The organism is Paenibacillus agilis, assembly GCF_007786455.1.
Classification (GTDB): domain Bacteria; phylum Bacillota; class Bacilli; order Paenibacillales; family Paenibacillaceae; genus Paenibacillus_B; species Paenibacillus_B agilis.
Genome location: NZ_VNJK01000001.1, coordinates 2,341,953 through 2,361,835, shown reverse-complemented (window position 1 = coordinate 2,361,835; position 19,883 = coordinate 2,341,953). Strand labels below are relative to the sequence as shown.

At 42.2% G+C, this 19,883-nt stretch carries 17 protein-coding genes; 11 read left to right on the top strand and 6 right to left on the bottom strand.

Annotated elements, in window-relative coordinates; genetic code table 11:
• The first annotated feature begins 190 nt into the window (after nucleotides 1-190).
• Nucleotides 191-664 carry a GyrI-like domain-containing protein gene (locus tag FPZ44_RS10595; RefSeq protein WP_144989977.1) on the top strand — a complete coding sequence of 158 codons (474 nt, stop codon included), beginning with the start codon at nucleotides 191-193 and terminating at the stop codon, nucleotides 662-664.
• Between the two features lie 183 nt (nucleotides 665-847).
• Here FPZ44_RS10595 and FPZ44_RS10590 read toward each other — a convergent pair whose 3' ends face one another.
• Entirely contained in the window at nucleotides 848-2,095 is a 1,248-nt protein-coding gene (locus FPZ44_RS10590; RefSeq protein ID WP_144989975.1) for a hypothetical protein, read from the bottom strand.
• A 319-nt stretch (nucleotides 2,096-2,414) separates the two neighbouring features.
• Here FPZ44_RS10590 and FPZ44_RS10585 point away from each other — a divergent pair, with 319 nt between their 5' ends.
• On the top strand, nucleotides 2,415-4,799 hold the full coding sequence (locus FPZ44_RS10585) for a polyprenyl synthetase family protein (protein WP_186785992.1): 2,385 nt from the start codon (nucleotides 2,415-2,417) through the stop codon (nucleotides 4,797-4,799).
• A 372-nt stretch (nucleotides 4,800-5,171) separates the two neighbouring features.
• On the opposite strand, the gene FPZ44_RS10580 is transcribed toward FPZ44_RS10585, so the two are convergent.
• On the bottom strand, nucleotides 5,172-5,618 hold the full coding sequence (locus FPZ44_RS10580; RefSeq protein WP_144989972.1) for a hypothetical protein: 447 nt from the start codon (nucleotides 5,616-5,618) through the stop codon (nucleotides 5,172-5,174).
• A 122-nt stretch (nucleotides 5,619-5,740) separates the two neighbouring features.
• On the opposite strand from FPZ44_RS10580, the gene FPZ44_RS10575 reads away from it, so the two are divergent.
• Nucleotides 5,741-6,427, top strand: a complete 687-nt coding sequence (locus FPZ44_RS10575; protein ID WP_144989970.1) for a response regulator transcription factor — start codon at nucleotides 5,741-5,743, stop codon at nucleotides 6,425-6,427.
• Between the two features lie 179 nt (nucleotides 6,428-6,606).
• Here FPZ44_RS10575 and clpP read toward each other — a convergent pair whose 3' ends face one another.
• Nucleotides 6,607-7,191 carry an ATP-dependent Clp endopeptidase proteolytic subunit ClpP gene (clpP, locus tag FPZ44_RS10570; RefSeq protein WP_144989968.1) on the bottom strand — a complete coding sequence of 195 codons (585 nt, stop codon included), beginning with the start codon at nucleotides 7,189-7,191 and terminating at the stop codon, nucleotides 6,607-6,609.
• Between the two features lie 180 nt (nucleotides 7,192-7,371).
• Here clpP and FPZ44_RS10565 point away from each other — a divergent pair, with 180 nt between their 5' ends.
• The 6 genes from FPZ44_RS10565 to FPZ44_RS10540 all read left to right on the top strand — a co-directional run bounded on the left by FPZ44_RS10565 (nucleotide 7,372) and on the right by FPZ44_RS10540 (nucleotide 13,481).
• Nucleotides 7,372-8,121 (top strand): RNA polymerase sigma factor, encoded by a 750-nt coding sequence (locus FPZ44_RS10565; RefSeq protein WP_186785991.1) that lies wholly within the window; start codon nucleotides 7,372-7,374, stop codon nucleotides 8,119-8,121.
• Nucleotides 8,122-8,509: 388 nt separating this feature from the next.
• Complete coding sequence (locus FPZ44_RS10560) at nucleotides 8,510-9,715, top strand: MFS transporter (RefSeq protein ID WP_144989964.1); 1,206 nt, start codon at nucleotides 8,510-8,512, stop codon at nucleotides 9,713-9,715.
• Between the two features lie 210 nt (nucleotides 9,716-9,925).
• On the top strand, nucleotides 9,926-11,047 hold the full coding sequence (locus FPZ44_RS10555; RefSeq protein ID WP_261378283.1) for an ATP-binding protein: 1,122 nt from the start codon (nucleotides 9,926-9,928) through the stop codon (nucleotides 11,045-11,047).
• A gap of 65 nt (nucleotides 11,048-11,112) precedes the next feature.
• Nucleotides 11,113-11,787: a class I SAM-dependent methyltransferase gene (locus tag FPZ44_RS10550; protein WP_144991785.1), complete on the top strand. Its 675-nt coding sequence runs from the start codon at nucleotides 11,113-11,115 to the stop codon at nucleotides 11,785-11,787.
• A 339-nt stretch (nucleotides 11,788-12,126) separates the two neighbouring features.
• A complete protein-coding gene (locus FPZ44_RS10545) occupies nucleotides 12,127-12,876 on the top strand; it encodes an alpha/beta fold hydrolase (protein ID WP_144989962.1) in 750 nt (249 codons plus the stop codon).
• A gap of 8 nt (nucleotides 12,877-12,884) precedes the next feature.
• The gene (locus tag FPZ44_RS10540; RefSeq protein WP_144989960.1) at nucleotides 12,885-13,481 is read left to right on the top strand and encodes a TetR/AcrR family transcriptional regulator; all 597 of its coding nucleotides are present in this window, start codon (nucleotides 12,885-12,887) and stop codon (nucleotides 13,479-13,481) included.
• An 88-nt stretch (nucleotides 13,482-13,569) separates the two neighbouring features.
• Here the strand turns inward: FPZ44_RS10540 and splB are convergent, their stop codons facing one another.
• A complete protein-coding gene (gene splB, locus FPZ44_RS10535) occupies nucleotides 13,570-14,598 on the bottom strand; it encodes a spore photoproduct lyase (protein WP_144989958.1) in 1,029 nt (342 codons plus the stop codon).
• The gene (locus FPZ44_RS10530; protein ID WP_144989956.1) at nucleotides 14,591-14,848 is read right to left on the bottom strand and encodes a transcriptional regulator SplA domain-containing protein; all 258 of its coding nucleotides are present in this window, start codon (nucleotides 14,846-14,848) and stop codon (nucleotides 14,591-14,593) included. Before FPZ44_RS10530 ends, splB begins: the two co-directional genes overlap by 8 nt.
• A 210-nt stretch (nucleotides 14,849-15,058) precedes the next feature.
• Here FPZ44_RS10530 and FPZ44_RS10525 point away from each other — a divergent pair, with 210 nt between their 5' ends.
• Both FPZ44_RS10525 and FPZ44_RS10520 read left to right on the top strand, forming a co-directional pair.
• Entirely contained in the window at nucleotides 15,059-16,255 is a 1,197-nt protein-coding gene (locus FPZ44_RS10525; protein WP_144989954.1) for a serine hydrolase domain-containing protein, read from the top strand.
• Between the two features lie 179 nt (nucleotides 16,256-16,434).
• Nucleotides 16,435-17,412: a phosphotransferase enzyme family protein gene (locus FPZ44_RS10520; RefSeq protein WP_144989952.1), complete on the top strand. Its 978-nt coding sequence runs from the start codon at nucleotides 16,435-16,437 to the stop codon at nucleotides 17,410-17,412.
• Between the two features lie 235 nt (nucleotides 17,413-17,647).
• Here FPZ44_RS10520 and FPZ44_RS10515 read toward each other — a convergent pair whose 3' ends face one another.
• Complete coding sequence (locus FPZ44_RS10515) at nucleotides 17,648-19,855, bottom strand: peptidase G2 autoproteolytic cleavage domain-containing protein (protein WP_261378282.1); 2,208 nt, start codon at nucleotides 19,853-19,855, stop codon at nucleotides 17,648-17,650.
• Nucleotides 19,856-19,883 lie beyond the last annotated feature (28 nt).

Sequence of the window (19,883 nt, the reverse complement as noted above, 5' to 3'; positions counted from 1 at the left end):
AATAGACTAAAGTGGATAAGTAAAACGAAATCTATTTAATTATTCTGTTTGGATTTGAGATGTTGCTGATCAGCTTGTTATTCGAACATTAATGGTAGGTTTTTTACTATAGTTGAATTTTTCTATTACCTTTTCTATTACCAGTGAGATCGTTTTGTTATTTCATTATGAATAAGGAGATGTGTCCAATATGAAAACTGAACAAGTCCAAACCCTGAACATCAATGAAAAAAAGCTGGTTGGTTTCTCTGTCACGGTGTCATTAAATCAAGATTTAGAAAATGGGATTGTCATAAATTTGCGTGAACAACTCATTTCTAAGCGTTCTGAAATTATAAATCGAGTGAATGACGGGATATACTTAGTTCAAGTTTATCCGGATTGTGAATGGACAGAGGATGTTCCGTTTGAAAGTATTGTTGCAGTCGAAGTTACTGAATATTCCGGTACGCCAGAAGGATTCATTCAGTATACGATACCGTCTGGAGACTATGCAAAGTTTACACATAAAGGACCAGAATCCGAATTAGGAGAAACCTACGATACCATTCGTGAGACAGGTATTGCAGCGCTTCGTCCATTTGATTTCGAATATTGGGCAGATAGTAGTGTGCTAGAGCAGGAAGAGAGTACAATCGATATTTACTTGCCTTTGGAAGCTTAGAGAGCAAGACCTCACCAGCGCAGTGAGTGAGTCTCAGCTTTGAACGTTTAATCATACGAAAACCAGTCTAACACCCGATTGTGGTGTGGAGACTGGTTTTTTTCTGTTGCGATTATGTACGAAAATACGCGTCCAATCAGCAGATAGCGGCTTCGGATGTATGCTGTAGCTGAAGTATTTTCGCTATTTTGAGTTGAGCGATTGTTTTTTATCCAACGCAATGATGCTAGCTGGTGATTTCTCTTTTAAACGAAGCGCGACTAATTTAGCGCCTGCCGTTTGCCAATTATAATAAGTTCTCTCTGGTACATACGTGCGAAACCATGCTAACGCTTCCAATGCTGAAGCATCCAGCTTATCCGATGAATACCGCATACTGTATGGCTTAATTCCGACAATGTAAGGAAAATAAAGTGCGTTATAATAACGCCATTCATCTGAAGTGCCAAAATCCTCATCTTGTCTAGGCTTTAAATATCCGATGCTTTCAAGGAGGATGGATTTCAGCTCAATGGCTCTTTCCACAACGTCATCATCAGCGCCGCGATCGTGCAGTCGGGTATCAATTAGCTTTAGCTTCGTAAGTGGACTGGCCGCGAGACGCTGTAGATCACCGAATTGGCTTAATGCACGTCGTGTATGGCGATAAAGCTCCTCTTCATCCATTTCTTCTGGCTCTGCTTCATCATCTAATCTCGTTTGAACATCTTCAACCATACGTAAGTGGGCACGTTCTTCACGAAGCTTTGGAAACATGAAAAATGCAATGCTGTCCAAGATTGCGCGAAGTGGATACACAAATACTTGGAAGGTAATCGATATGCAAATGCTTATTAGCAATAGAAATATTGTCATGCTGTTCCAAGAAGAACTGAGTTGGATAAGCAGGGCAATTTGCCCAGAGAAAATGGTGGTGAATATGACCGAGTAATCCAAGGACCGAAGAAAATCGGGTAGGTACGCTTCGCCTTGTGCTGCTAGTTCTTTTATCAATAGACGAACCGCGAATAAAAGGAGTGCAGCTCCAAATAAAATCCAGTTCCATTCAAAAGAATAATCCCATGACAGAAATCTTCCTTTAAGTGATATAAGTATATAAATAAAAATAGGGAATATCGTGATTATTCGATCAATGACAAGCATGTTATTCCATTGAAAGACGCGTTTCTGGGTTTCATCTTCAATTTCAGTGGTAGCTCCTAGGGCAGCAATCATCCATGTTATAAATGTAACGTGCAGAAATAGTGCGGAAAATAGCTGGGTCTGATCAAGTAAATCAGTGACAGAAAGCACTAAGGAAGCGCCGAGTCCTAAGGCAGCTAATAGCAAGCTTAAGCCAGTAGTTAAAAATAGTTTGTTGTATTTATCGCGGTTACAAATATATAATCCTAGCCAAAAAAGAAGACCGAACATAATATAGGTTAATACCATCCGACCGTATCACCTCGTCATCATTTTCCCCTGAGCTAACAGAATGGAGTACAAACTAACAGTTTTCACGTCCAAATTATACCATGAACCTGCCGTGTATAATTCATATTCGTGGGACAACGAAAGATATTTTTTATCAACAGCTCTTCAACGAATTGTAACGCAGAAGATTCCTTTACGTATTAAAATATGAGAAAGTATATATAACGCAGTAAATTTGTTGAAGCACATAAAAAGACGATTCCATGTAATTGCGTATTCTCGTTCATCCTTATGGATGTATGTTAAATAATAAATAGAAGCTGAGGTAATCCATCATATGCGTGAGGAATTTACAGATCATGCCGATACTTGGTATCGACCGCATGAGCAGAAGGCAGCTCAATATTTTGCATCACTTCATGCTCAAATAAAGGAAAAAACATATGTAGCATCATTGATTGACGATTTTCATTTGTGGAAAAAGAATCATATTCATCATTATTCCTTGCTTTCTTTATTGTCACGAGGGAAAAGAAAACCCGATTCCAAGGACTATCATCGCTATATCCAATGGTTGAATCATATGGGAAAGTTGGATGATTACTTAGATCGAAGCATCTCTTATATTTACATGAGGGATTTAGGCAAAGCGCTGCATTCTCCCGATACACAGGTTAGCATTCAACGCCTGGTGACGAATATCAAAGATCATTTAATTCGTACTACTTCTAGCAGTGATCATAATCAATCTGAGTTTATGAGTATAGCAGGTGTATACCGTTGGGGGCAGAAGGAAAACGTTGAGCACGCAGTGATCTGGGTGTTAGATAAAATTAAGGCAGTTTCCGCTCATATTCCGAAAGAGATGAATGCAGAACATGCTATTCGCAAGCTAATCAAAATTATTTTAGGCGTTATTCTTCATGTACTTGATGAGATGGACGATACCACACCGCCTGTCGAGCGTGCACGTTCACTGGATGAAGCGATTCGACTCGGTTATTGTTACGGATTGACGTATCCCTTTATCGATGATCTGCTGGATTCAGACGCCTTAAATGGATATGAGAAAGAGCAATATTCTAATATGATTCGTACAGCGATCATGAGTGGAACCGTACCGGAGCTAGGGGAATGGACGGGAAATAACGCGGACATTATCCCTTTCATACATGCGGAGCTACGCGAAGCTTTTGAGTATATTAAGAACCATCAACGATCTGAAACGTTAAATACGTTTTTTGAGCAATCTTATGTGTTTTTTCATTCACAGGACATAGACAGAGTTAAGGTGCTTACGAATACAAGCTACACAAATGAAGATCTGTATGTGCCTATCATTTTAAAATCAGCTTCTTCTCGGTTGATTGTCCGTTCTGTTCTAAGTGCGGCAATAGATGACGGCTTCGATAATCGAACGTTCTATTATGGCATTTACAATCAGCTTGCTGATGACTTTGCAGATATGTTTGATGATATGAAAGAGGGAGCGGTAACACCGTACACGTATTATTTAACATATAGGAATCAGCGACCTGATTTGATTAATCCATTTGAAATGTATTGGGCAGTCATTTCGAATTTGATACACAACGTCTATCAGTCTGATGCCAAGACACGAGAGGTAATACTGGATCGTGCCATCAATGGCTTAAAGCGCTGTAAAGAACGTGTTGGGCTCGAAAAATACAATGAAATTATGGATATATTCGCCTCTGGAATGCCAGAACTCAATCAGTTGATTCAACATATGGTTCGAAAAGCGGATGATGTTGATTTCTTTGATAAACTAGTTCGTGATCAGATGGTAACCACACTGAGAAATAATCGAACAGAGAAGGATCACTTTTTCAATACGATCAAATCAGTTCGTAATCAAATTAACACGCTGCTGCACATTCCCAAGCATAACGGGATACCAGAGATGAAAGAATCAATTATCGATGCTGCCAATTACAGCCTTGAAAGTGGAGGCAAACGGTTAAGACCGATTATGGCTTGGGTGATGGGTGTAAATGAATATGGGCTTCCATCTACAGCAATTATGCCCTTGCTGCGATCATTGGAGTATATGCATACGGCATCTTTGATTTTTGATGACTTGCCGTCTCAGGATAATGCTTCTACGCGTAGAGGACGTCCAACGTTGCATCATATGCATAATAGCGCTATTGCTGAACTAACCGGACTATTTTTGAACCAGAAAGCAATGGGAGAGCAAGCATCGCTAAACGATTTTGATGCAAAAGCCGTGCTCACATTGATTCAATATTCGTCTGAGCGGGCAGCAGATATGTGTGCAGGTCAGGCGATGGATCTGCAGTCTAAAGGAAAAGCGCTCACGCTAGAGCAGTTGAATACAATATGCTTCTACAAAACGGGAATTGCATTCGAGGCATCACTTGTCATGCCTGCCATTCTGGCTCAAGCGCAAGAAACAGAAATTAGCACGCTGAAAAAGTTTGCTTATCATGCGGGCATTGCTTTTCAAATCAAGGATGATTTGCTTGATCTTGAAGGGGAGCAGCACTTGCTTGGTAAGCCGGTGGGTCAAGATGCACACAATAACACTTCGACATTCGTAACGATCCTTGGTAAAGAGGGCGCTAGGAAAGAGATGTGGGAGCATTTCTGCTTGGCTACAGAAGCTTTGAAAGATATGCCGCGCAACACTACATTTTTAAAGCATTTATTGAATTATATGATTCATAGGGAATCTTAAAGGTAACGGATGTTGGCATACAACATTCTAATGGCTGCGAACGAATTTGTTCGCAGCTTTTGCTGTAAAAACAACTACACGATCTGAAATCACATTTTAGTAGAAGTAGAATAAGCGGAAATCATAGATAAGAGAGCCCAACCTATAAAATGGTCAGACTCTCTTTATTTGTTTATGAATAATAACTGCTAATTTTTACAAGTGTTTGATAATATGGAAATATGATGATAATATTTAATTCGGAGCTAGAATCATATCTTTACAATAAATGGTTAGATGTATAGCTCTGATGCTCAAATTGAACTTGATAAAATGAGCTATTGAGGTATTTTAACAGGTGAGAGTAAGCTTTTGTTTATAGGAGTTGAAATACTAGCGATTGTAAAATTGTACGTAGCTTCCGTTTCGTGTGAAGTTCCCCAGAAAGCCCCAGTTAATCCAACCACCATCACCTTTGTTTCTAAACGTCCCACTCTCAAATACCCAAACGTAGTAATTAATAGAACCATAGTTTACGATAGCAGATTCTTTCACACCATGAAAACTACGCTCATAACCTAGTTGTGAATTAAACACTAACACATTATAACGGTTTCCCCATTTATTATTGTAGAAATAAAGCGTATCTTTCACAAATTGCTCACGAGCGTTCATCGTTGTAATGTCACCATCAACTAAATTGGACACATTCGATATTGTCGATTGTGCAGCAGGAGTTGGTGCGACATCGGATTTGGCAAAAGCGGCGGTCACTCCAGATGATAACATGAGCGTTAAGCTCAAACTGGATAGTAGCATCAGGCGACTAATTTTTTTCATTTTAATACCTCCTAAATTGTTTTTTGTGATATCCACATGTTCATATTAAATCTAGTATGTGTCTGGCGTGTGTTCAATTTAACAAAATGTGTACACATAGCAGACATAAAGGAGTGTTTGTAGTGAGCTATAGCGTGCTTTTAATAGAAGATGATGCTAATATTCGCAATATAATGTGCCTATATTTCGAGAAGGAGCAATGGCAGGTACATGAAGCAGAAGACGGAGAAACGGCACTAGATATGATAAGAACTTGCTGTGTTGATTTGATCATTCTTGATATTATGTTGCCAAAGCGGGATGGCTGGAGTATTTGTAGATGGATTCGAGGATTTTCTTGTGTGCCTATTATAATTGTAACGGCGTATTGTAATGATGATGCTCAATTAATGGGATATGAATTTGGTGCGGATGATTACATAACGAAGCCATTTAGTCCTAAAATATTAGTTGCACGCTCTACGATGTTAGTAAAGCGCGCGGAAGGAACAGTAGGGTTGGATCAGCAGATCATTTCATTTGGCCATGTGACTATTCATAAACAAAGAAAGTACGTCGAAGTGAATCGTTCCGAAGTAGGATTAGCGCCAAAAGAATATGAATTACTAGAATACTTGGTGAGAAACAAAGGGATTATTTTGTCGCGAGAAGCGATACTTGATCATGTATGGGGATTTGATTTTTATGGAGATCATCGTGTTGTAGACACACATATTCGCAAGATTAGAGCAAAGCTAGGAGTGGAAGCTCGACATATTCATACCGTGAAGGGGGTCGGGTATATGTTGGAAGTCAAAAATATGGAGTAGTCCCACAACTACATTGTTACATGCGTATGTATAAGCTAATAGCGGAGGGGTAGCTCGGAGGTTATCGCGTTTTTCGAATTATTTTACGATTCCATTTCATAAATTTCTTCACTTGTAGTGGCATTGTTTTTCAGATCAAAAGCCACCAGTTGGGTGGCTTCGTTCATAAATGGAACGGATCAGATGGAGCTGAGCACCTTATCGATAATCCCGTACTCTAGAGCTTCTTCCGCAGACATAAAGTAATCTCGATCCATATCCTTTTCTACCCTTTCCATGGACTGTCCCGTCCGATCAGCGGTGATCTGGATCAACTTTTCGCGAGTCCTAAGAATTCGTTTTGCACTGATTGCAATATCACTTGCTTGCCCTTGTGCTCCTCCATGAGGCTGATGAATCATGATTTCACTGTTGGGCAAAGCGAAGCGTTTGCCCTTAGCTCCAGCGAGCAGCAGCATAGCCCCGAAAGATGCTGCAAAGCCGGTACAAATCGTATGGATTTGCGGCTTAATGTACTGCATCGTATCATAGATACCGAATCCAGCACTTACCGAGCCTCCAGGGCTATTGATGTACATATAAATATCTTTATCAGAATCTTCGGCCGCGAGTAGAAGCAGCTGTGCAATAATGCTGTTAGCAAGCGGATCGTTAATTTCTGAACCGACAAATACAATTCGATCCTTAAGCAATCTTGAGTAAATATCGTATGATCTTTCACCGCGATTGGTTTGTTCCACCACATATGGGATAAAACTAGACATGGCATTACCTCCGTGTTTAAGTTTAAGTCATGTAACAACAGGTAAACGAATCCACGCTGTCAAAAGGTACGGAGGTAGTGTAAATAAATGATGTAAGAACAGCGTAACGTAACACATACGTTATTCGTTTACATATAAGATAATCTAAACAACGTAACGGATAAGGAGATGACTGTGAAGATGAGCCATTCATTGATGACATCGCATGAGACGTTGAGCAACGAACTGGAACAGCTGAATGCTTTGCTCAACCGATACTGTCTTTCTATAACCCATTCTGTGTGGGATTCCGAAGATCTTGTGCAAGATACATGGGTGAAGGTTTTGGATAGAAAGCGGGAGCTAGATCTGGATCATAACAATCCTGAAGCGCTATTGCTGCGAACAGCTAAAAATACGTGGATCGATCAAGTGCGCCGCAGAAAAGTACTGGATCGAATTTTGAATCAGGAAAGAGATCAATTAGCAGAAGGTGAGAAGCATCTTACTGGAGAGAGTAGTAAAGTTGACATCGAAATCGCTTTTTATTATTTGATGAAATACTTGTCTCCACTGCAAAGAACCGTCTTCCTGTTACGAGGGACGCTTGGTTATTCTGTTGCAGACACTGCTAGCAAGCTTCAGACGACAGAGGGGGCAGTCAAGGCAGCTTATCATCGTGCGCGAAAAGAGCTGCAATCATTGAAGAACGATGATCATGCTTTAGATGAAATAGTTATCAATGACGAAGAGAACGCCGAATGGAATCTAAGTGCTATGGTTAGGGCTTACATTAATGGTGAAGTAGAAGAGGTATTACGACTTGTCCAAGGAGATCAAGGGATGCATTATGTATGTAATGTTTACTCCATGGCCTCGATTCGTGCACAAATGAAAAATAAAACCCATCATAAATGTTTATCAAACGTATATGCATCAATGGCTGCGTAGTTATATAACTACGCAGCTTCTTTAATTGCTCCATCATAAAAGGAGATAGTTGTCAGCCTCTATACATTGACAGGTAAGAGCAGCAAATGTTACGATTTCCATACTAACAGTAAGGAGGCTCGTTATCTATGACTCATTCTATACGATTAAGATAAGCTGGCAATAAAAAAGCGGGGTTTCCATCCACTTTGGTGGGCTTTTTTTGAGCTGCTTATTTTTACGTATGATGACATGGATTGTGGGCTAATCGGGATCTATTTTATGTACCTACTATCTACCATGTTTCTTTCGTAATCGTTGCAGATCTGTGCCCACATGCCGGCTTGGATCTGTATTTTTTATTGCCTAAAGCAAATAAACAATAAAAAATACGGGGAGAAAATGAAACATGAATAAACAACATTGGAAACGAAGTTTCTTTACGATTTGGGCAGGGCAGGCAGTTTCACTTATTACTAGTGCAGTTGTACAAATGGCCATTATATTGCATCTTACCGATACAACAGGGTCTGCTATGGTACTTTCAATGGCTACGATGGTAGGTTTTTTACCACAAGCTGTATTGGGGACGATGATTGGCGTGCTTGTAGATCGCTGGAATAGAAAATTGGTTATGATTGGTGCAGATCTATTTATTGCAGCAGCAGGTGCTGTCTTAGCACTTGTAGCACTTACGGTAGACTTGCCAATCTGGGTCGTCATGGTCGTTCTATTTGTACGCAGTGTCGGCACCGCTTTTCATACACCTGCATTAAGTGCTGCAACACCATTGTTAGTACCGGAAAATCAACTAACCAAATGCGCTGGGTATAGCCAATCCGTTCAATCGATCAGCTATATTCTAAGTCCTGCAATCGGTGCTGTTCTATATGCAACATGGGAATTAGGTGCAATTATTGCGCTTGATGTAATTGGTGCGATCATTGCTTGTATAACCGTAGCGTTGATTAAAATCCCAAATCCAGACTCACAAGGTGAAAACGCAAAAAGCAACTTTATTGCGGAAACAAAAGAAGGTTACCGTGTATTCAAACAATCAAAGGGACTATTTGCTTTACTTTGGATTGGTGCTTTATATGCACTTGTTATTATGCCGATCAATGCTTTGTTCCCACTAATGAGTATGGGGCATTTCGGAGGAACATCTGTGCATGTCTCGATTGTTGAAATTGTATTCGCAGTAGGTATGCTTGTAGGTGGCTTGTTGCTGGGAGCTTGGGGTGGTTTTGAAAAGCGTGCATGGAGTATCATTTTCTCTATTGCATTAATGGGGATCAGCTTATTGATTTCTGGTCTGCTGCCGATAGATGGCTTTGTTGTTTTTGTATTATGTAGTGCTTTGATGGGCTTTTCTAGCCCATTCTACAGTGGAGTGCAGATGGCACTCATTCAAGAGAAGATTGAGCCAGAATATTTAGGTCGAGTATTTGGTCTCTTAGGCAGTATTATGTCCTTTGCTATGCCATTCGGATTAATCTTGTCGGGTATTTTCGCAGATCAAATTGGCATTGCGACGTGGTTTGCGTTATCAGGTGTAGGCGTATTGGGGATTGCAGTACTATGTGTTTTGATTCCATCTATTCGAGAGTTGTAAGACGATTTTATGAGTTGTTTTTTTATTATAGTTGCAGTAGAAGTGACCGCGATTTATTACTGCAAGGAATAAATGATAGAGGATCATCCGTTTAAACGGGTGATCTTTTTTATACAAATAAAATGGAATTGCTTTACAACCAAAACGATACTTAGTATAATTATTATGTAATTACGTAATATCGTAATACATAGTTACATAAATTCGGAGGTGGTCCACATTAGCGAAGAATTGCGCAGCGAGATTGATACGTTAAAGACACAGATGTCCGAGCTTCAAGCTCTTGTTAGGAGCATCGTTACCAATCAGTCATCTGTTGAGTTACCGATTCAACTAAAAGGTCCACAAGTCTTGCGAACAGATGAAGAGAACTTTTCAGAGTCAGCAGGCCACGTTTATTATGCTGGCCAATATCAAGCAAATGGACAGTTACTTCGTTGGGAACCTAAGGATAAACAGCTGGAGCAATTACTGCAAATAAGCACGGAAAAAAGCTCGAAAATATTAGCTGCCCTAGGCAGCAAGCCCCGTCTCGATATTATAATAGCCATTTTAAATGAATCCCTTACAGGGGCTGAAATTGTTGAAAAGTTAAACATGGGTACGACGGGGCAGCTGTATCATCATTTAAAAGCTTTGAATGGTGCTAACTTGATAGAACAAGATAAGAGTGGGCGTTATACAGTGCCAGATCATCGCAAGCTGCCCCTTCTTTTGTTGTTGTCAGCTGCTGCTGATATGATCGATACGAGCGATTATTTAGATATGGTTCAGGTAAGAGATTCCGCTGGAACTTATTTGGGGAATGCTAATACAGAGTGTTATGACGCCAATTTGCTGTTATGGGCAGTCGTTGAAAATTCAATTCTCGAACACACGGCAGGCTATACGACGGAAGTGCATATGTTCTTGCATCAAGATGGCAGCGCAACCGTGAGTGATAATGGTAGAGGGATTCCGATCCAAGCCTTTCAAAATAGCAATTCATCGCATGTACAAACCATATTGACAGATATTCATAGATTTCGAAATGAAGCACCTTATCAAGTACCTGGGGCAGAGCAAGGAATAAGTATTGCAGTCGTTAATGCGCTAACCCATAGCCTCACCGTTGAAGTGCAGCGAGAAGGATACACGTATCGTCAGCAATATAAGCATGGAATCCCACAAACCGATCTTCTAACAGTAGGTAAAACTTCATTAACGGGCACAAGCATAACGTTTAAAGCGGATCTGGAATTATTTAGTCAAGACTTTAACAGGAATGCAATTCAACAACAAATAGAACAATTAGCCTTTTCTTATCCAAACTTGCTCATTAGCCTGCATTAGCACATATTCTTCAAAAAGGGGACGTTACGGTGGAGACGATTCATAATCATGATGATATCCTTAGCATGCTTGATACTTTTTTAAGAGAGCAATCTAGTTTTACTTGGGATACTTTTTACTCGGATCGAAATAAAGCGATTCCATTTTTCGTGAATGCACCAGATGAGAACTTAGTTCAATATGTGAAGCAGCAGCAGTTACCAACAGCAGGCAGGGTTCTTGAATTGGGATGCGGACCTGGAAGAAATGCTATTTATTTAGCCAAGCAGGGGTACCAAGTTGATGCTGTAGATCTATCGAGTGAAGCATTGCAATGGGCAAAGGATAGAGCGAAACAACAGGAAGCTGATGTCAATTTTATTTATAGAAATATATTTGATTTGGACATTGAAAATGCTGCCTATGATATCATTTATGACTCAGGATGCATGCATCATATACCCCCTCACCGTAGAATCGATTACGTACGTCTAGTGAACAAAGCTCTGAAACCAGGAGGGATGTTTGCTCTTACTTGTTTTGTTGAAAATGGTGTACTCGGTGGAGCTGATATAAGTGATTGGGAGGTTTACCGTCAACATTCGCTTAGAGGTGGTCTTGGATTTAATCCTGATAAATTAAAAATGATCTTTAAGGATCTTCATGCCGTCGAAATTCGAAAAATGCTAGATATGGAGCAGTCTAGTGATTGCTTTGGCAATTCAGGTTTATGGGCGGCATTGTTTCAAAAGAAAGAATGATACTGCAGCCAACCAAGCTGGTAAAAATCTTGAATATAGGTATAGACAGGATAAAATGAAAATGGCCTCTTCTGAGGTCATTTTTTAATATGATGCACCATCTACTAGGTACAATTGTAAAGAAATATTCTTTCTGCTTACTTCTAGAAAAACCCGTTGCAGGATAGGCTGTAGCGGGTTCTTTGTTGTTCTACAGGTTACAGAGCAAGACGAGATTAGAGGTTTCGCCGACTTCGTAATTATGTGTTTTTAATCCTTACCACTTTTATATTGACTAAACGTTCATTCAATAATAAACTGTGATCATCTTCTCATTACCAATTTGTGGAGGTTTGCCGGGTGGATTTGTATTATGAAGTACATGGTGAAGGAGAGCCTGTTGTCCTTGTACACAGCGGTGCTGCTGATGTGAGAGATTGGGCCTTTGTCACGCCAATTTTGGCAAGAAAATATCAGGTCATTGTCTTCGACGGTCGCGGATGCGGCCAATCGCCTTCACCAACAGAACCAGCTAACTACGTGGAAGATTTGCTTGCCATATTAAATCATCTGCAACTTGAGCAGGCAACGATTGTAGGGCACTCAATAGGAGGTCGGATTGCTACCGATTTTGCCTTAACTTATCCGCAGCGCGTTACTAAACTTGTGCTCATAGCTCCAGCCTTGTCCGGGTTTCAACATAGTGAGGTATTCACGAGAAACATGCTGGACATACAAGGGGCAGCTCCTGATGTCGATAAAATGATTGAGATATCCTTGAACAATTGTATGTACCGTCTTGTATTGGCTAGCCCGCAACGAGAATACTTCATAGATATGCACAAATTCAATATGTTAAAAATGTTCCACTGGAAGACTTGGGAGTCCATATGGCCGCAGCCTCCGGCGATAGAACGCCTGGAGCAGCTTACAGCTCCAGCTTGCTTTATTATTGGTACAGAAGATTCTTCAGATCTACATCGAATTGCGGATCATTTTCAAGTTGTCCCAGATATACGATTTGTTGAAATGAACGGAGTCGATCATAAGCCGACGCTGACTCATCCGGAAGAACTTAGCCGTCACATACTTGAATTTTTGGAGGATTGATTGCAGCCGTGCCTCGTACCCCAGAAGAAAATGAACGCATCCGACAAGCTGCTAAAGAAAAAATTCACGCAGCGGCGATGACGCTTTTTGTTAAAAAAGGTTACCATGCTACCTCGGTTGAAGATGTAGCCAAACAAGCTAACATATCAAAGGGCTTACTTTACAACTATTACAAAGGTAAAGAAGATCTCCTCGCAGCTATGATCCAAGTTCGGATCGAAGAAATTTCCGAAGTGATAGAAACAGCCGCTGCGATAAAGACACCGATTGAACAGCTCCGCTATATCGTAGATGGTGCACTAGATAACGTGTATCAGCGCCCTGAAGTATATCGATTTTACTTAAACCTACAAACACAGCCGGAAGACGATCGGGTGCTTGCCATCTATAGACAGCAGCTGAATGAGGAATCTCGTAAGCAATTTGAAGTACAGTGTCAAATCTTTGAGGGACTTGGGGTAAAGGAACCGAGAATGAGATCGCTCTTCTTCTCGTCTGCGCTGCATGGCACCATGTTGATGATGGCTACTTATACGAAGGGATTTCCTGTAGAGAAGATGAAACAGCAATTGATGCGAGAATATGGAAGCTGCAAGGGAGAGTAAGAGTTTGCTGTATAGGCAGGTACGAACTCATTAAACCATATAATGCGGCAGTTAAAGTATATTTCCCGTACTCTAATCTGCCGCTATTTTATGTGAAATACTCTATTTTTGCTTGTGGAAAATAGGTGTTAATTAAACTCCCTAACGTATCTTTTATTTCTTCTTGCTCCGTATCGGTATAAACGTATTTTCCAATCCCATAGCGACCCCATTTCCATTTTCGCTTTGACTCTTCTAGCTCTAATTTTGTCATAGGATAATTTTGCTGGATTACACGTTTGGCTGGCTTGGTAAAGCGATGCTGAATCATTTCAAAAGTTACATTGTTTTTTGCAGAAGCAGGGAGAGAGGACTCAAGATTTTGGATTAGCTCTGTATAACCTTCCTTCCAGCCTTCATGCAAATAGATCGGAGCAATAATAAATCCTAATGGATACCCAGCACCAGCAACCTTGGCTGAAGCTTCAATTCGTTCTTGAAGTCTGGACGTTCCAGGTTCAAAATTTTTAATGATGTAGTCAGCATTGATGCTAAATCGAAAACGCGTTCTTCCATTATGCTTGGCATCAAGCAAATGATCCACATGCGCAAACTTCGTCACAAACCGAAGCTGACCATGCTCAGACTGACCAAAATGCTCAATCGTTTTTTTCAATGTATGTGTCAAATGATCTACACCTACAATATCTGACGTACACGACGCTTCAAAGCGAGTTGGCTGTGGGGCACGCTCCAGCATATACTTGTCAGCTGCTTCTAATATATCCTCTACGTTCACATAGGTTCGAATGTATGGTTTACTTCCCATTGTAGTTTGCAAGTAGCAATAGTGGCAGTGGCCCATACAGCCGGTTACTAATGGAATCGCATACTCTGCAGATGGCTTGGATGTATCAAATTTTAATGTTTTACGAACACCAAGCACGAGTGTTGATTTCGCAATACGGTATCGTTGAAAGTCATTTTCTCCAGGCAAGTTACGAATTTGGTTATGGGAAGTCGTTTGTCTAATTTCTACACCCATCTGTTCAAATTTGTGGACCAATTGTTTGCCTAAAGGATAATCCAATGCATTAGGCTCCACATAAACAAGCTGCGGTACAAACGGCTTAACCATAGTAATTCCCCGTGTCTCCGATACCAAAGGCCTCTTGATATGCCAGTTCAGCATCTTCCATAGAAGAATATACAGCAACTTCATTTGTTAGCGGATAATAGGTTTCATATAAAAAGAGGGCCAGTCCGCTCGGTACTTCAGGATTGTGGACAACAGCGGCTTGCTGCACGTTAGCTACATCTTGAGAATGGGGGTTCCGAATAATGACATATACAATCTGACCAGGTGAAAAAGGGATGCTTTGTTCCATATTTATCTTACCTTTCTAAAATCAAATTCAGTTTCTATATTTTACTTACCAGTATTAGTGTCCTAATCCACATCATTTATGCTTGCAGCGCAATTCGATTTCATTTTCAGATGAATTTTTTGCAGGTGAATAACACCATAAACGAGAACAATAAATGGAAGTTATACATGCTCTATGAGGTTCAGTAGATGCAAAAGGAAGGTGCGTAAAATGTCGAAGCAAGTATGGTCACAAGCAGGACTTGAGCGATTACAAGCAGTGGTTGCTGCACAGGTAGAGCAAGGGGCGCTTCCGGGCGTCGTCTACGCGGTAAGCCGTCAAGGTGAATCCCACTTTGAAGCGATCGGCACGATGGAAGTAGCAGGTGAGCGACCGATGACGAGGGATGCGATATTTCGCTTGGCTTCGCTTACGAAGCCAGTGTCTGCCGTCGCGACGATGATTTTAGTTGAACAGGGGAGATTGAAGCTTGATGATGCTATCGATCGTTGGCTTCCCGAGTTGTCAGAACGTCGTGTTCTGGTTCATCCCGATGGGCCAATTGACCAAACTGTACCTGCCAAACGCTCGATCACCGTACGCGATTTATTAACACTAAGACTCGGAATTGGTCTTGTCTTGAAAGCACCAGGCAGCACGCCAATTCAACGTGCGATGGAGGAGGCTGGCATTGCACCAGGCCCACATCGTCCTGTGTTACCGCCTGATGAGTGGTTAATGCGGCTTGGCAGCTTGCCGCTCATTTATCATCCTGGGGATGAGTGGATGTATGAAACAGGAAGCGAGATCCTTGGGATATTGATTGCACGAGCATCTGGCCGCTCGCTAGAGGGATTTATGCGCGAACAGATCTTTGAGCCGCTTCAAATGAAGGATACCGCATTCGGTGTGTCTGCTGAGCAAGTACATCGTCTGCCCACCAGCTATATGACGAATTGGGAAACAGGTGGATTAGCGATTCACGACGAACCAAGCAGCAGCCGTTGGCTCGCACCTTCTATTTTTAATTCGGGGGCTTCTGGACTTGTATCTACAGTAGATGACTATTTCGCGTTCTATCATATGCTGATGAACAAAGGGGACTTTGAAGGAGAGCGTATTTTGTCTGCTTCATCGGTAGAGATGATGACTTCTGACCAGTTGACCTTATCTCAAAGGGTAGCCAACCGATTCATACTAAATGAAGGGGGAAGTTGGGGCTTGGGCGTAGGAATCGCGGTTGAGAGCACACGTTGGTTTGAAAAAGGCAGCTTTGGATGGAATGGTGGCACTGGTACGAGTGCTTATATCGATCCTGAAAATGAAATGATCGGCATTTTGCTTACACAACGAATGATGGATTCCGCCGAACCAACACCTATATTTGATGATTTCTGGACTCATGTTTATAAAGCTATTCCTAACTAAACGATTAATAAAAGAACCGTCCTTATAATAGGAGGTTCTTTTTTTGTAAGAGAGGGTGGGGAGTTGAGATAATCTCAAATCGAAATTGAATAGTTCGAATTTTAATAAAAAGCGACACTCTAAAGGGTAATTATGGTAATCTATTTGTCATATGTACAAGGAAAGGGACGACTAGCATCATGACAAATGACACACTTCATACGATTTTGAATAAATTCGACATCTGCGAGTCAACTATTACGTTTTTAAGACATAACGAGAATAGAACGTATAGAGTGGATGACGCTCACGGTACTTCCTATTTGCTGCGCATTCATCAGCCAGTGAAGGAAAGCATGGCAGGCATGCAGCATACCTATGATGGATTGCTTGCCGAGCTGAAAATGCTAGATGCACTCGCAAATCAGAACCATCTCATTGTTCAGGCCCCGCTTCGTAATCGTGAAGGGGAGTTGATTACGGTATTGGAGCACGAAGGCCAACAGCTAAACTGCTCTATACTAACATGGCTTGAAGGTAGAGATCTCCAGAAGGAGGATGTCACGAACCGTGAAGTCGTACAGCAGCTAGGTTTCCAGCTTGCTGAGCTTCATTCGTTCTTTCGTCAATATCCACATGAAGGTATGGAGACGCGTCCTAGCCAGGGAATTGCCTATAATACTGGAATGATTGACACGATTAAGAAGGGCCTGGTACTAGAATTGTTCACGGCTACTGATGTCTCCATAATAGAAAAAACAATTTTGCTCATTAATTCTCGCTTAGAGGGCAACGGGTTAACACCGGAATCGTGGGGATTGATTCACGGGGATTTAGGTTTAGGCAATATTATCGTCACGCCAGAAGGAAAGTTGAGCTTTATTGATTTTGGCTTTTTCGGGCCGGGGTATTATTTGACGGATGTGGCTATGGGAGCTTCTATGATTCCCGTAGAGCACCGAAATCTATTTTTAGAAGCTTATTATGGGCACAAGCATGTGCATGAAAATGAACTACTTTTAATAGAGGGCTTCATGCTACTTTCAATTATTGGCTTTTATGCTTTTATGATGGGGAATGAGTCTGTCCATGATTGGATGCGTGAACATATGCCGCAGCTCTGCACCAAGCAGTGCCTTCCGTATTTGTCAGGTGAACGGATATTTTATACCAGCTAGCAGAGCGTATTCTAACGAATTCAACACAGATTCTTGTAAACTAACATAGTGAAACAACAAGTTGGTTGAAACGATTCATTTAGTTCTTATCTATAAAAAAACGAACTATTCTAGCAGCTTAATCTGTGAATAAAGAGAGGTTAGAAAAAGGAAGACCCCGGAGCTGGCTTGAGGTCTTCCTTTTTTCTGCCGTCTATTTTATGCGTATAGTCCTATCATGTATCAGCGTATGATCTTATTTAACGAATATACGAACCGTTGATTCATCTATTCGCTCCATGACACGATAGCCATCGCTTGCGGACGTCGCTATGCCTTGATCATTCGATTTACAATATCCATCAACTGCGCAAGTACCGTCATCATAAACAACGAGCTTGCCTAACATTCCCACGGCTACCCATTCCGGTCGTTCTCTGCGGGGGACATAGGTAAGAGTAGGATTGTACTTAGGATTCAAGATGCGTTCCCCGTTCTCATCTCCTAGAACTCTCCCTAATTTATCTCTTACAAATAAATCATGCCAACGCAACTCGGAGCAATCTGCAATAATAGCGGGGGCCGCACTGGTAACGCCTAGTATATACGTATCATTAGCGTTAGCTAGTCTAATTTTTTTGCCTTGTAAAGTGACAAAATAGGCGGGTTCAATGGATTGACCATCAATCGTCTCAAACATTTCCGCATAATCTGCTAATGCCGGACTCATTACGGTTCCATCCAAAAATAAATTCCCACCTGGACCGTCTAAAATGACCGAGTTCAGGGTTGGGCCAACTGCCATGCCATTTGCAACATGGAACGAATTTGCGAAACGAGCGGTCCCATTTTGACCCATAATGTAAGCTCCTGTTAATCCGCCCGTGTTCGTATTAAGACCTCCTGCAAATGAGTTTAAGGCATCAGCAGCGGTACTATTGCCTGTAGTAAATGAATTCATTCCACTTGCTCTTGTAATTTGCCCTTGGGCGTGGCTGTTTTCTCCGCTTGCGACACAGCCGTTGCCTTCTGCATGCGAGTTAGCGGCGCTAGCGACACTCGAAATTCCTTCCGCGTGCGAATTATCCCCATTGGCAAAGGTGCCACTGCCTTCGGCATGTGAATTGTTACCATTCGCTTGTGTGCCAAAGCCTTCCGCATGCGAGTTCGTGCCTGTTGCGTTCGTACTTTGACCTTCCGCATGCGCACTCGTTCCGTTGGCTACGGAATTGGAACCTTCCGTGTGTGAATTGTCACCATTGGCAACCGTTATGTTGCCTTCTGCATGGGAGCTTACGCCATTTGCCTCGGAGCCAAACCCTTCGGCATGGGCATTCATACCACTAGCAATGGCGCTGGCACCTTCCGCATGCGAATTATCTCCATGTGCCCCGGTCGAGCTGCCTTCCGCGTGAGCATTATTACCAAGGGCAGTAGCCGAGCTTCCTTCTGTATGTGAATTAGCTCCGAATGCGCTAGTCATGTTGCCTTCGGCATGAGAATTATTACCGGATGCAACGCAAAAGTTACCTTCCGCATGACCATTTACACCAAGTGCTTGCGTGGCGAAGCCCTCTGCATGCGAATTAATCCCATTCGCAACTGTAAAGTTACCTTCTGCATGGGCATTGGCTCCTGCGGTGACCGTGCCAAATCCCTCGACATGGCTATTAAGGCCACCTGCGAGGGAGCCAAAGCCTTCGGCATGCGAGAAATCGCCATTGGCTTGCGTTAAAAATCCTTCTGTATGCGAGCCGATGCCATTGGCCTTGCTTCCGAATCCTTCCGCATGGGAAGCATTGCCCGTTGCTAGAGTATCCTGTCCCTCCGCATGTGAATACAGGCCGGATGCGATCGTGCCGCCACCCTCGGCATGAGATGTGGTACCGCTAGCTGTAGTAAAGTATCCCTCCGCATGCGAAGCAATTCCGCTAGCGGTTGTAGAAATTCCTTCCGCATGAGCAGTGTCTAGACTCGCAACGGTTTTGTATCCTTCCGCATGCGAGGCTGGCCCGCTAGCCTGCGTACTTCCGCCTTCCGCATGAGAGGCGACTCCATTAGCCGTAGTAAGAAGGCCTTCCGCATGCGAAGCAATTCCACTGGCTGTAGTAGCAACTCCCTCCGCATGGGCCGCAGCATTACTAGCAGTTGTTATATATCCTTCGGCATGAGAGGCAACACCGCTTGCAGTAGTAGAAGTTCCCTCTGCGTGTGCCGTATCTGTATTTGCTACCGTTAAGTATCCTTCCGCATGGGAAGCAGATCCAGATGCTAGAGTCGTGCTTCCTTCTGCATGTGCAGCATCTAGGCTCGCAAGGGATTGATAGCCTTCCGCATGAGAAGCGGGTCCACTGGCCGACGTATTCAATCCTTCTGCATGGGATGCCGTTCCGCTGGCTGTTGTGTTCTGTCCTTCAGCTGTAGAACAAGCTCCTGTCGCATTTGTATTACACGGGCCCGCCATAAGATCACCCATCCTTTTAAAAGTCTCT